This is a genomic window from Effusibacillus consociatus, assembly GCF_042652925.1.
GTDB classification, from domain to species: domain Bacteria; phylum Bacillota; class Bacilli; order Tumebacillales; family Effusibacillaceae; genus Effusibacillus; species Effusibacillus consociatus.
The window spans coordinates 103,759-117,317 of record NZ_JBHSHC010000096.1 but is presented as its reverse complement, the minus strand read 5'-3'; the positions used below and the strand labels follow the sequence as shown (position 1 = coordinate 117,317).

The window sequence follows — 13,559 nt, the reverse complement described above, 5'->3', positions numbered from 1 at the left end:
CACCTACACTTTCTCGCGAACGTTCTTGCCAAACAGGCCAGAAGGTTTGAAGATTAAAATCAGAATGAGAATGGCGAATGCAACTCCGTCACGCCACAGGGAATATCCGACCGATGATACCCCGGTCTCGATTACACCCAGCAACAGGCCGCCCACAAGCGCACCGGGGATAATCCCGATTCCGCCAAGAACCGCTGCAACAAACGCTTTTAGACCCGGAATAATTCCCATTAAGGGATCTACTGAGTTATACGTCATTCCAAAAATCACGCCGGCTGCCGCCGCTAGCGCGGAGCCGATCGCAAAGGTTGCGGAAATCGTTGTATCCACGTTGATTCCCATCAGACGAGCCGCTTCCATGTCGTAGGAAACCGCACGCATCGCTTTCCCGATTTTTGTTCGATGGACAATGTACTGCAGAACAACCATCAAGATAATTGTTACAAGCAGAATCATAATCTGATTGGAGTCAATCTGGACTTGTCCAAACAGGTTATACTGCTGTTTTTGAACGATTTCGGGAAAACCTTGGGCTTGGGGCCCCAGCAAAAATATTCCGCCATTTTCCAGTAAAAAGGAAACCCCGATGGCGGTGATCAGTACAGCAATGCGGGAAGCGTTGCGCAAAGGTTTATATGCTGTACGCTCGATTACTACCCCTAGTAAACCGCTGGCTACCATAGCAAGCAAAAGGGCGATTACGAAAACCCAGACAGGAGAAAATCCTTGGGCTGTAAGAGCTTTCGCAGTGAAAAGGCCGACAAATCCACCCACCATGAATACATCGCCGTGGGCAAAATTGATCAATTTGATGATCCCGTATACCATCGTATACCCCAATGCGATGAGTGCGTAGATGCTGCCAACCGATATACCGTTGATTACTTGTTGGATAATGTACTCCATGCGGAATTCAGCACCTCTCTCGTTAAGTTGAAAGGGGGACACAGGGCCCCCGTATTGCCTTAGGGATTAACCTTTGTTTTGAATGTTTGTTTTCCGTCTTTCAACTCGATTACTACAGCCGATTTCACCGGATCGTGCTTTTCGTTATAGGTAATGGTACCGGATGCAGCTTTGAAATCCTTGGTGGAAGCCAATGCTTCTTTAATCTTCACTGTATCCGTGCTGCCTGCACGCTTAATTGCCTGGGCAATCAAATTCACGCTGTCATAGCCCAGAATCGCAAATCCATCCGGGGTTTTTCCGTATTCTTTCTTAAAGGAGTCCACAAATGACTGGACTTCCGGAGATTTATCATCTGCGGCGTAATGGTTAGAGAAGAAGGTGTTGTTGAGGTTGTCTTTCCCGGCTATTTCCGCCAGCTGCGGAGCATCCCAACCGTCACCGCCCAAAAATGGAACTGTAATTCCAAGCTCACGGCCTTGCTTTACAATCTTTCCTACTTCTTCGTAGTAACCCGGAACGTATACCACATCAGGATTTTTCTGTTTGATGCGGGTAAGGACCGCTTTAAAGTCGGTATCTTTTTGCTGATAGGATTCAGAGGCGACAATTTGCCCCCCGTTTTTCTTGAACTGCTCCTCAAAAGACTTTGCAAGACCTTTTGAGTAATCACTGGACGTGTCAATATAAATAGCGGCTGTTTTTGCATTCAGGTCCTTTGTGGCAAAGTTCCCCATGACAGTCCCTTGGAAGGGGTCAATAAAGCAAGCTCGAAATACCCAATCATTTACCTTTCCGCTTCGCTCGTCAACCGTCACTTTTGCGGCGGTGCCAGAAGGCGTGATCATTGGAACTTTTTTCTCTGCTGCAACCGAGAGAGCTGCCAGTGTATTTCCTGAAGTGGCAGCACCGACGATCGCAACAACTTTGTCGGACGAAATTAATCTCTGCACCGCACGAGTGGATTCTTCACCTTTGGACGCATTGTCTGCCTGTACCAGTTCAAGCTTTTTCCCCAGGATGCCTCCTGCGTTGTTAATTTCTTTTACTGCCAGTTTTGCACCATCGAATGCAGACGCGCCAAAAGCAGCAACACCGCCCGTTAACTCCAGGTTCGCTCCGATTTTAATGGTCTCGGCAGAATTGCCGCCACCCGCTAAACCTCCGGCTTCCTTCTTTCCTCCACAACCGGCCAGCGTTCCGAGAGCTAGAGCCACAATCGTTGTTGCTGTCAACAGTTTCTTTTTCAATTTGACAAATCCCCTTCCAATCTCTCTTTTTCTTTTTAAGTACCGGGAAATATCTGAATTATCCCAGTACTCATACTACATGAACAGTGAAAAACAATCACGCGTTATTTGAAGCTATCAGGCGAATTTATTACCGCAAATGGCGGTATTTCTAGCTATTACTCTAAATTCTATATTTGTTTAAAGATTAGTAGTTTTCATATCAATTTAGATTTTGGAATATTTGTAAATTTATCGAATCAGAAAAATTCCTATTATGATCAGCACCGTTCCGATCACTTTCATGCTCCCGATCGCTTCCCCCCAGACGTAACAAGCACTGATGGAAGCAATCACAATCTGCAAAGAACTGATTAAAGGAATGATGCGACTGATCTCCCCACCCTGTAACGCTTTAAAGTAGAACATTTGAGCAAGAAAACCGCTTAGCAGACCTGCAATCCCCAAATATATCCATGATTTTTTATTTAATTGCATTACCTCCTGCAGCTCACCCGACTCGATCCCTAATACCAGTAAGGCAAACGATACAACCAAAGACTGTACCAATAAAAGAAAGTAGGGCGATGTATGAAGGACTCCCCATTTTTCAAACAAAGGTGCTATTCCCCATGACAATGCGGCCAAAAGTGCGAACCAATAGCTTGTTTCAGTCATTGACAACCCCCCTCATTGTTTCATATTCCAAGACAGGGAATTGTATGAGAGGGTTGTTCATAGTCAGAAACTGCCAAGATGAAGTATAATGAATTGGGGCGGCTGTATACTGCCCAAGCAAGTTTTCTGCAAGAATACGAATCTCTCCAGCTGCAAGGGGAGAGTTGTTGACGTGTCTTGGAAAGGATGTCTTGTATTTGGAGAAGAGACCAAGCAATCTGGTTCAAATATGGTTTCAAGCGATTCGTTTTCCTTCGTTAATCTCAAGTCTGATTCCGGCTATGCTGGGAGGGGCTTTTGCCGTTATCGACCGGGCCTTTATTACTCAAACTCTCCCATTTCTGTTGGCTATGCTGATATTTATGCTGATTCAAGCGGGAACCAATCTGTTCAACGAATACTATGACTATAAATACAGCGCGAGAACAACTGGGGTTTCCTTTAAAATGGGAGTCTTGCACGATGGTAGGTTGACCCCCAAGCAAGTCTATTATGGGGGCATCGTCTGTTACATAGCCGCTTCGATGCTGGGAATTTATCTGACCACTTGGATGGGAAGTGGCTTTCTGTGGTTCGTACTGGTTGGAGTTCTCCTGGGTTACTTATATACAGGTGGCCCCTATCCTTTAGCCTACAGGGGATTGGGAGAGTTGGCCGTTCTCTTCTCCATGGGGCCTGTGGTAGTTTTGGGAACTTATTACGGGCAGGTGGGATTTGTAAGAGGAACGGTATTTCTCGGAGCTATATCCATTGGCGTAATGGCAATGGCAACGGTGCATACCAACAATCTGCGAGATCGGGAGATGGACCGCTCCGTAGGCAAGATTACATGGGCCAGTCTCTCTTCCGAAAAAACAGGCAAGCAGCAACTCACCATCCTCCTGCTGATCCCGTACTTGCTGCAGGCCATTCTGGCTACCGTCGAACTCCTTCCTTGGACAAGCTGGATTACATTTCTTACATTGCCGTTAGTCCTCCTCATCATCCGCCGTGTCTGGACCAGTACCACTCATTACGAACTAAACCTCGTTCTGGGCCTAACAGTACTTCTACAGTTACTGTACGGGATTGCCTACACACTAGGATTGCTGTCCTCCGTGTTGTTAGGGTAGTTAAAATAGTAATTGAAGGAAAGGTTATTGAAGGGGAAAAAGCAAAAGCAAAAGCTAATAAATATGTAATAAAGGGACAATAGTACAGAGAGGAGCAAACTGCAAATGAAATTTAGCAGCCGTATTAAAGTTTCGCTGGCAACTGCTTTAGTTGGATCTTTAGCTTTGTCCACTCCTACCTTTGCAGCTAATAGTATTTGCTACTATTCCTTTGAATCTGAAATGTATATGGGCTCAAATTCAAGTTCTTTTACACCCACAAACTCAGATAATGTACTTACTATTGTGGGGTGGCAAGACACTAACGATAATAGTAAACCAGCAGATGTTGAATACAAGCTGATTCGTAGCGGTTTTTGGGGTAGTACTTTAGTTGGATCTGTAAGGATTTCTGGCAATAAACCTCAAGCTGTACCTTCGACATGGTATAGGCACGTCTTCACAGGTGTAAGTCCAAATTATAACTACAAACTGTACACGGCCAATTGGTCCCAGAAAACTGTGAGGGGTGCGGGCAACGCATACGACGGTTATTAAAAAGCCCCCCTGGATCAAGCGAATTAGTATCATACATAAGAAAGAGGCTGCTGTGCCCATAAGAAGGTTATATACTATGGGACACAGCCTCTTGTTGTTGTTTGCTTCTTTCCGCTGGACCGTTTTTTGGGGAGCCATTCCGATTGGACTGTTAGCTGCCGCAATGCTGCATGCAAACAATTTGAGAGACAGGGAACATGACCCGCTCGTCGGGAAGATGACTCTGGCAAATTTGCGTTCCGAAAAAAGGGCCAAGCAAGAGCTGACAATCCTCGTTTTATCCGCCTATTTCATGCAAGCGGTTCTGGTGGCGATGGGAATTCTGCCGTTGTTGTCATCGATTTCCCTATTGTCTCTCCCATTAGCATTCACAATTATCCGTCGAACGGCAAAAAGCAAAACCCCATTGGAACTGAATTTGGTTCTCGGGCTGACTGTCTTGTTGCATTTGCTTTTTGGCATGTCTCATGCCATGGGATTATTCAGCTCGGTCCTTCTTGCATGAAAAGCCCGCTGATCACTCAGCGGGTTGCTTGTATTTGAAGCGATCCGATTCTGGAAGCAATTCTAAATATTGTCGGGGAATCGGTTCCCCTTTTTTGAGCGCTTCCAATATTTCAACAAGATACCCATAGGACCCCACGTTCGGAGACGATGTGACTCCTCTTCCAACGGCCTCAGAAGACTTACTGTTGTGTTCCAGTTCCAGAGTGTGAGGCTGGTTATTCTGCTGTTGGCTTCCCAGCATTTCTTCTTTTCCGGCGGTGTACTCCCCGATTGGTTGGGATTGCAGGGCATAGCCGGTTCCCATCATAGCAAAAACGGAGACACAAGAAAGAACAATCCATGTCCTCCCCACCCAATTCTTCTCTTCCTCGGATCGAATCGACAGAACAGCCATTGTCATCGAGATGAACATAAACAAAATTGTACATACCAATAGAAGGATCAACATGTAAAGTCACCTGCAATGTAAAGAAGACTTGGGTGAATGCCTGGGTGGCACAACAAAATAAGGCACTGACTGTGTCAGTACCTTATTGTTCGTCCGGTTCTCCGGCGACTCCTGCATCCTTTTTGATTAGCTTACATACTTCTCTGCTTCTATTACCTTAGCGGCAATTTCACGCTTAAGCCCAATCGTGTTGATCGGATTGAAGCGAACCAGCTTCTTGAAGATCGACAACTGAGTACGCAGCATGTCGCCCTCTTCCATAGCAGCCAACGCTTCACGGCCCAATGCTTCAATTCGACCAAACGCATCGTTTACGTAAGCACGAGTCATTGCAACTTTAAGCGGAGCGTCACCTTTTAGAAGCGCTTTATTGGTGCGCAGGATCGCAGATTCCATTGCAAAAATTCCGATCAGAATTTCCGCAAGATTCGCAAGAATCTCTTGCTGAGCGTCAATCTTGTTCTGATATTTTTGAACGGCCAATCCGCCAACCATCAGGAACGCTTTCTTTGCTTGCTCAAGCAGCAGTTCTTCAGTTCCCAATGGACCTTCGTTTGGCATTTGCGGAGCCATTCCCATCAGTTCCGACTGCAGTTTTTGAGCAGCTTGCAGCAAAGGAATTTCACCTTTGAATGCTTTCTTCAGAAGTGTACCCGGAATCAACAGACGGTTGATTTCGTTCGTACCTTCGAACAGACGGTTAATACGGGAATCACGGTATGCTTGCTCGATCCGATACTCCTGGATAAATCCATATCCGCCGTGGATCTGCACCCCTTCATCCACGCAGAAGTCGAGCACTTCCGAGCCAAACACTTTCGCAATCGACGCTTCAATTGCATACTCTTCAATCAGCTTGGCAGCTGTTCTGCCGAGATCATCCGGATAGTCAAAATCAGCAAATGCGTGATCGTAAAGTCCGGCAATTCGATAAATCAAGGATTCAAGAACGAAGGACTTGATGTTCATCTCCGCCAACTTGCTGCCAATCAAAGAGAAGGAGGAAATCGAACGACCAAACTGTTTCCGTTCGTTTGCATATTTGGCGGACAGCTCGAGTGCATATTTGGAACCACCCAAAGCAGCTACGCCTAACTTGTAACGTCCGATGTTGAGGATGTTGAATGCGATTACGTGACCGCGTCCTTCTTCGCCCAGCAGGTTTTCAACCGGAACTTTTACATCTTCCAGGATCAAGGGACGAGTGGAAGAACCTTTGATGCCCATTTTCTTTTCTTCCGGACCGGTGGAAACACCCGGGAAAGTTTTCTCAACGATAAACGCAGAGAACTTCTCGCCGTCAATTTTTGCATAGACAATGAATAAATCCGCAAATCCAGCGTTTGTAATGAACTGCTTCGTACCATTAAGAACGTAGTACTTGCCGTCCTCGGAAAGTTTAGCGGTTGCTTTTGCACCGAGTGCGTCAGAACCGGAACCCGGCTCAGTCAATGCGTAAGCTCCAATCCATTCACCGGTAGCCAGTTTCGGCAAGTATTTTTGTTTTTGTTCCTTCGTGCCAAAATAAACGATGGGGAGCGTACCAATCCCTGTATGTGCACTGTGCGAAACTGCCAGTGACCCGGCACGAGAGAAGTACTCCGAGATCAAGCTGCCGGAAACCTTGTCGAGACCCATTCCGTCATATTCTTCCGGAACATCGGCACCAAGAAGGCCCAGTGCTCCCGCTTTTTTCATGAGCTTATCAGAGAGTTCAATGTCCAAATGCTCAATCTGCTCGCGGTGTGGATCAACTTCACCAGCCACAAAGTCTGCGGTGGTTTTTGCAATCATTTTCTGCTCATCGTTAAATTCTTCCGGTGTAAAAATTTGATCAGGCTTCACAGTTTCAATGACAAAGCTGCCGCCTTTAATTTTTTCAGCCATCAGTTTTTCGGTCATTAATGAATGTCCTCCTTCCCTCAATGAGGTATCGTTTTACATCGCAAAATTAGGATACATATTTTTGTGCTTCGATTACTTTTGCAGCGACTTCACGCTTCAGTGCTACTGTATTGACCGGGTTGAAACGGGTCAATTTCTTGAAGATGGACAGTTGGGTACGGAGCATGTCGCCTTCTTCCATAACTGCCAACGTTTCACGGCCCCATGCTTCAATTCGGCCAAACGCATCGTTTACATACGCACGGGTCATTGCAACTTTAAGTTGAGCGTCTGCACCATTTGCAAGAGCTTTCTTCGTGCGCAGGATCACAGATTCAATTGCATAAATTTCGATCAGGATATCCGCAAGGTTCGCAAGAATTTCTTGCTCAGCTTCGATCTTGTTTTGATATTTTTGAACAGCCAATCCACCGACCATCAGGAACGCTTTCTTCGCTTGCTCAAGCAGCAATTCTTCGGTTCCCAGAGGTCCGTCGTTTGGAGTTTGAGGCGCCATTCCCATCAGTTCCGATTGCAGTTTCTGAGCCGCTTGCAGCAGAGGAATTTCACCTTTGAATGCTTTCTTAAGAAGCGTACCCGGAATCAACAGACGGTTGATTTCGTTCGTACCTTCGAAGATCCGGTTAATACGGGAATCTCGGTACATTTGTTCAATCGGATACTCTTGAATAAACCCATAACCGCCATGGATTTGGACCCCTTCGTCCGCAACGAAATCGAACACTTCGGAACCGAACACTTTTGCAATCGAACATTCAATTGCATATTCTTCGATTTTCTTTGCGTTTGTACGACCACGATCTTCCGGATCGGTATACCCTTCAAATTCAGTATTATAAAGACCACCGATTCGATAAATCATAGACTCAAGCACAAACGTTCTAATGTTCATCTCTGCCAATTTGTTGGCGATCAATGGGAAAGAAGAAATCGGACGTCCAAATTGTTTCCGTTCATTTGCATAGGTTGCAGACAATTCGATTCCGTACTTGGAAGATCCAACACAGCCATTTCCGAGTTTGTAACGACCAATGTTCAGGATGTTAAACGCAATAACGTGACCGCGTCCTTCCTCTCCCAGCAGGTTCTCAACAGGAACTTGTGCATCTTCCAGAATCAACGGACGGGTGGAAGAAGCCTTGATCCCCATTTTCTTTTCTTCCGGACCGGTGGAAACCCCAGGGAATGTTTTTTCTACTATAAACGCAGAGAATTTCTCTCCGTCAATTTTTGCGTATACAACGAAAACATCAGCAAAGCCAGCGTTGGTAATGAACTGCTTTGTACCGTTCAGAATATAATACTTGCCATCTTCCGACAGCTTTGCTGTGGTTTTCGCACCAAGTGCATCGGAACCGGAACCCGGTTCGGTCAATGCGTAGGCTGCAAGCCATTCACCGCTTGCCAATTTCGGCAGATATTTTTGCTTTTGTTCTTTTGAGCCGAAGTATACGATCGGCAAAGTACCGATACCAACGTGAGCCCCATGAGAAAGTGCGAAGGAGCCGCCCCGGGTAAAGTTTTCGGTAATCAAGCTGGAAGAAATTTTGTCGAGTCCCAGTCCTTCGTATTCTTCCGGAACATCAGCTCCGAGAAGGCCGAGTTCACCTGCTTTTTTCAAAAGCTTAACAGTCAGGTCGAGATCCAAATGTTCGAGTTGTTCACGATGAGGTGCAACTTCGCCCGCAACAAAATCTGCTGTTGTCTTGGCAATCATTTTTTGCTCTTCGTTAAAATCCTCCGGTGTAAAGACTTGACTCGGATTAACGGTTTCAACAACAAAACTTCCGCCTTTCACTTTCTGAGCAACTTTCTCAGCCATTTTGGAAAGCCTCCTTATACGAGTTCAAATACCCCTGCAGCACCCATACCGCCACCGATGCACATTGACACTACTCCATACTTCCCGTTGCGACGACGCAGTTCATTGATCAATGAAACCGTCAACTTCGAGCCCGTACATCCGAGCGGATGCCCAAGTGCGATTGCACCGCCGTTCACGTTTACCTTTTCCATATCCAAGTCAAGGTACCGTGTTACATATACGGCCTGGGATGCAAATGCCTCATTGATTTCAAACAAATCCACATCTTCCTTGGAAATTCCAGCCTTCTCCAATGCTTTCGGAATTGCGACGATAGGTCCGACTCCCATGATATCCGGATCAACTCCGCCGACCGCAAAGGAACGGAATACAGCCAGTGGCTTTAATCCGAGAGAAGCCGCTTTTTCAGCCGACATGACCATTACAGCTGCTGCCCCGTCAGAGGTTTGGGAGGAGTTCCCTGCCGTAACAGAGCCCTTCACATGAAAAGCGGGTCTCAACTTCGCGAGTGTTTCCATCGTGGTCTCCGGACGAACACCTTCATCCGTATCAAAAATGAATTCTTTAACCTGAACTTTCCCATCTTCAAAAGACTTGAGAGTCGCTTTAACCGGAACAATCTCCTCTTTGAATTTGCCTTCTTTTATAGCTGCTGCAGCACGCTGATGGGAGCGGACAGCAAAAGCGTCCTGATCTTCCCGGGATACTCCAAAGCGCTGCGCCACTTGTTCTGCAGTGTGACCCATGGACATGTAGATTTCCGGTTTATTTTCAGCCAGCCACGGGTTAGGAGAAAGCTTGTATCCTGTCATGGGGACATGGCTCATACTTTCCACGCCACCCGCAATAATCACATCCGCTTGCCCGATCATAATCTGTTGAGCAGCGAGTGCAATTGTCTGGAGACCGGATGAACAGAAACGGTTCACTGTCATACCGGAAACAGGGTTTGGTATTCCTGCGCGCTGTGCCACGATACGACCAAGGTTCATTCCTTGTTCGCCTTCAGGCATTGCACAACCAATAATTACGTCTTCAATCCCAGCCGGATCTAAGCCTGGTGTACGGCGAATCAGATCCTCCAAAACGATACCGCCCAAATCCTCGGGACGCGTTTGTCGGAGCGAACCTTTGGGAGCTTTACCAACAGCAGTCCGAACACCCGATACAATAACAGCTTCTTTCATGCCCTTCCCCTCCAAAATGACACTCATCGAAGTGAGTGTTAATTGCGTAACGGTTTTCCTTTGGACAACATGTACTGCATTCTTTCCTGTGACTTCGGCTCGCCGCACAAGCTCAGGAATGCTTCACGTTCAAGATCGAGCAGGTATTCTTCGGTCACCCAGGTATTCGCAGGCACTCGACCGCCGGCTAGCACGAAGCCGATTTTATCAGCAATCTTCACATCATGGTCAGAGATGTAACCTGACAGTTTCATCGATTGAGCTCCAAGCTTCAACACGGCATATCCAGGTTCGCCAACTACCCGAATCATTTTCTTTTGCGGTGCACGGTAACCTGCGTCCGCCAATGCGATTGCAGTCTGCTTCGCATTGTAAATCAGATAGTCGTTGTTAACAGTTACTCTGTCTTCACGGCGGAGATACCCGATCTTCTTAGCCTCCGGACCGGAAGTTGACACTTTCGCCATAGCGATCGTTTCAAATGTTTTATTGACAAGCGGTTGCAGATCGACATCCTTTTGGTCTTGTACCGCTTCTATGTTGCGAATCAACAGTTCTTTGTTACCGCCACCGCCTGGAAGCAGACCTACACCAACTTCCACAAGTCCAATATAGCTCTCGGCAGCCGCTTGGATTCGATCAGCCGGGAAGCACACTTCGATACCACCGCCAAGTGTCATGGCAAACGGTGCAGCAACAACCGGTTTATCCAGATATTTCAATTTCATCGTTGTGTCCTGGAATTGTTTTACAATCCAACTGATGTCATCCCAGTTCTCGTCTTGTGCTTCCATCAGAATCATCATCAGGTTCGCACCGACACAGAAGTTCTTTGCCTGGTTTCCAATCACCAGACCGCGCCAGTTTTGCGAAACTTCTTCACAAGCCTGCTGAATCATCATGGTGATGTCAGCTCCGATTGCCTGGTTGGGAGAATGGAATTCCAGACAAGCGATGCCGTCCCCAATATCAATTAAGGAAGCACCTGCGTTAGACTTGATTGTCTTGCCTTGTTCCTTAAGCGCTTTCAGATCGATAATTTCTTTCTTTTCTTCGATTCCCTTATATTCACCCTTCAAGGTATAGAAGGATTTAACAGCATTGTCCCTGCTGTAGAAGGAAGTCTTGCCGGAAGCAACCATCTCCTGCACCCATGCCGGGATGGTTTCTCCTTCTTCCTTCATGCGGGCAACCGATTTTTCAAGACCGATTGCATCCCAAGTCTCGAATGGTCCAAAATTCCAGTTGAAGCCCCACTTCATCGCTTTGTCAACACTTACGATATCACCAGCGATCTCGTCAACTTTCTCCGCCGAATACAGAAGCACACGTTTCAGCACGTTCCATGCAAACTGGCTTGCTTGGTCTTGCCCATAAACAAGCGCACGCAGCTTATCTCGGGAACCGCCTTGAAGTTTCGCCGCTTCCAGGGAAGCAAACGTCTTCTTTTCCTTTGGACGGTATTCAAGCGTATTGTAGTCAAGAACGAGAATGTCTTTTCCTTCTTTTTTATAGAAGCCCTGCTTCGTTTTCTCTCCGAGCCACTTGCGTGTCACCATTTCTTTCATGAAATCCGGGATTACAAAAGTGGCTTTTTCATCAGCATCGGTTACGTTGTCATGGCAATTGGTTGCTACATGAACGAACGTATCCAATCCTACGATATCAAGTGTCCGGAAAGTTGCCGATTTCGGGCGTCCCATAACAGGTCCGGTAATTGCATCAACATCATCGACTCCAAGAGATGCATTCACCATCTCCTGAACGGTGACCATTAAACCGTAGGTCCCAATTCGGTTTGCAATAAAGTTTACGGTGTCTTTGCAGACAACGACTCCTTTTCCAAGTACCCGCTCCCCGAAATCTACCATGAACTGGAGCAGTTCCGGTTTGGTGTCCGTGCATGGAATGACTTCCAATAATTTCATGTAACGAACAGGATTGAAGAAGTGTGTGCCAAGGAAGTGTTCGCGGAATTCTTTGCTGCGACCTTCCGACATACTATTGATTGAGACACCTGAAGTGTTGGAAGAGACAATGATGCCCGGCTTCCAAATCTTTTCGATCTTTTCGAACAACTGCTGCTTGACTGCCAGATTCTCAACGACCACTTCAATAATCCAGTCCACCTCTGACAGAACCGACAGATGATCCTCAATGTTGCCGGGTGTGATCAAATCAACGTTATCCGGTACATACAACAAAGCGGGCTTCGCCTTGGGAAGTCCTTCTTTGGCCTTCAGTGCAAGGCGATTCCGAACCTGCGGATGTTCCAGAGTCAATCCCTTGCGAGTTTCTTCTTCCGTCAGTTCCTTCGGAACGATATCCAACAGATATGACGGGATCCCTACATTTGCGAAATGTGCCGCAATGCCGGAACCCATAACCCCTGCTCCGATAACTGCCACTTTCTTAATCTTCCAATCCATCCCTGAACCTCCTCCTCAATAGTCCCACCAAAGTTACCAGACCAATCAACCGCGTAATGTTTTGGTTGGTTTTGTTAGGCTAGCCATTGCTGGCCGGGCCCCCCAGTCAGATTGTTGCTGTGCGGATCAGTCCCCTGGTTGCATCGATACATGTGTATGGGTGAAAAATAGTGTTTATACTACCCGCTCCCTACCAACTGATTGGAAGGAAGCAGTTTTGACTGAATGGTCATTCATATTATAGCACACTCTTTTTTTTCAGTAAATTCCCTTTTTCGCGGAAATTTTGTCGGGCGACACAAACATACCTAGTGATGATCGCATCCAAACCGGCAATAAATGAACACAATGCTAACAAAGGTAAAAGCTTCGGGCCTGAAGAAGAAGTATTCGCTTCGGATTTTGTTAAAAATCCAATGCAAAAAACAAGGAGTATCGGGGAAACTAGTTGAATAAGTATTATAAGGAAGCATCCCCACAAATGAGTTTTGGAAAGGATGTAGGTTATGGGCACAACACATTACTCGCAGCAGCAATTATTAGAGTTGATCAAGGAAAGGTGTGACTCCTTTCTGGAAGACATCGAATATTTGGGTGTCAATGATCAGGGGTATCCCCTATTCTCCGCTTTTGATGCCATTCATAAACGGGAAATTATCATTCGAGTGGTCGAAAATCGATTGGAAGCTGATTACGGATATGGATATCAGACTGTAATTACCACCATTCCCGTTGAAGAGTAACAACCAGAACCCCCGTGCGCGCAGCGGGGGTTCTTTCATGTTAGAACTTCCGT

The 13,559-nt window shown here is 46.5% G+C and carries 12 protein-coding genes; 4 read left to right on the top strand and 8 right to left on the bottom strand.

Annotated elements, in window-relative coordinates; all coding sequences use genetic code 11:
• Nucleotides 1-3: 3 nt before the first annotated feature.
• The 3 genes from ACFO8Q_RS12020 to ACFO8Q_RS12010 form a co-directional block, all read right to left on the bottom strand.
• Nucleotides 4-906, bottom strand: a complete 903-nt coding sequence (locus tag ACFO8Q_RS12020; RefSeq protein ID WP_380026021.1) for a branched-chain amino acid ABC transporter permease — start codon at nucleotides 904-906, stop codon at nucleotides 4-6.
• A gap of 59 nt (nucleotides 907-965) precedes the next feature.
• Complete coding sequence (locus tag ACFO8Q_RS12015; protein ID WP_380026020.1) at nucleotides 966-2,156, bottom strand: ABC transporter substrate-binding protein; 1,191 nt, start codon at nucleotides 2,154-2,156, stop codon at nucleotides 966-968.
• 231 nt (nucleotides 2,157-2,387) lie between these two features.
• Nucleotides 2,388-2,813 (bottom strand): EamA family transporter, encoded by a 426-nt coding sequence (locus ACFO8Q_RS12010; protein ID WP_380026018.1) that lies wholly within the window; start codon nucleotides 2,811-2,813, stop codon nucleotides 2,388-2,390.
• Between the two features lie 197 nt (nucleotides 2,814-3,010).
• On the opposite strand from ACFO8Q_RS12010, the gene menA reads away from it, so the two are divergent.
• The 3 genes from menA to ACFO8Q_RS11995 all read left to right on the top strand — a co-directional run bounded on the left by menA (nucleotide 3,011) and on the right by ACFO8Q_RS11995 (nucleotide 4,967).
• Nucleotides 3,011-3,925 (top strand): 1,4-dihydroxy-2-naphthoate octaprenyltransferase, encoded by a 915-nt coding sequence (menA, locus tag ACFO8Q_RS12005; protein ID WP_380026016.1) that lies wholly within the window; start codon nucleotides 3,011-3,013, stop codon nucleotides 3,923-3,925.
• Between the two features lie 105 nt (nucleotides 3,926-4,030).
• Nucleotides 4,031-4,462: a hypothetical protein gene (locus ACFO8Q_RS12000; protein WP_380026014.1), complete on the top strand. Its 432-nt coding sequence runs from the start codon at nucleotides 4,031-4,033 to the stop codon at nucleotides 4,460-4,462.
• A 76-nt stretch (nucleotides 4,463-4,538) separates the two neighbouring features.
• Nucleotides 4,539-4,967, top strand: coding sequence for a prenyltransferase (locus tag ACFO8Q_RS11995; protein WP_380026013.1), 429 nt, complete (start codon nucleotides 4,539-4,541; stop codon nucleotides 4,965-4,967).
• Nucleotides 4,968-4,979: 12 nt separating this feature from the next.
• On the opposite strand, the gene ACFO8Q_RS11990 is transcribed toward ACFO8Q_RS11995, so the two are convergent.
• From ACFO8Q_RS11990 to ACFO8Q_RS11970, 5 genes are all read right to left on the bottom strand, one after another.
• Entirely contained in the window at nucleotides 4,980-5,417 is a 438-nt protein-coding gene (locus ACFO8Q_RS11990) for a hypothetical protein (protein ID WP_380026011.1), read from the bottom strand.
• A gap of 126 nt (nucleotides 5,418-5,543) precedes the next feature.
• Nucleotides 5,544-7,319, bottom strand: coding sequence for an acyl-CoA dehydrogenase family protein (locus tag ACFO8Q_RS11985; RefSeq protein ID WP_380026010.1), 1,776 nt, complete (start codon nucleotides 7,317-7,319; stop codon nucleotides 5,544-5,546).
• Nucleotides 7,320-7,368: 49 nt separating this feature from the next.
• Nucleotides 7,369-9,144 carry an acyl-CoA dehydrogenase family protein gene (locus ACFO8Q_RS11980; RefSeq protein ID WP_380026009.1) on the bottom strand — a complete coding sequence of 592 codons (1,776 nt, stop codon included), beginning with the start codon at nucleotides 9,142-9,144 and terminating at the stop codon, nucleotides 7,369-7,371.
• A gap of 14 nt (nucleotides 9,145-9,158) precedes the next feature.
• Nucleotides 9,159-10,334, bottom strand: a complete 1,176-nt coding sequence (locus ACFO8Q_RS11975) for an acetyl-CoA C-acetyltransferase (protein WP_380026008.1) — start codon at nucleotides 10,332-10,334, stop codon at nucleotides 9,159-9,161.
• A 38-nt stretch (nucleotides 10,335-10,372) separates the two neighbouring features.
• The gene (locus tag ACFO8Q_RS11970; RefSeq protein WP_380026007.1) at nucleotides 10,373-12,763 is read right to left on the bottom strand and encodes a 3-hydroxyacyl-CoA dehydrogenase/enoyl-CoA hydratase family protein; all 2,391 of its coding nucleotides are present in this window, start codon (nucleotides 12,761-12,763) and stop codon (nucleotides 10,373-10,375) included.
• A gap of 506 nt (nucleotides 12,764-13,269) precedes the next feature.
• Here ACFO8Q_RS11970 and ACFO8Q_RS11965 point away from each other — a divergent pair.
• Nucleotides 13,270-13,506, top strand: coding sequence for a hypothetical protein (locus tag ACFO8Q_RS11965; protein WP_380026006.1), 237 nt, complete (start codon nucleotides 13,270-13,272; stop codon nucleotides 13,504-13,506).
• Nucleotides 13,507-13,559: the final 53 nt, after the last annotated feature.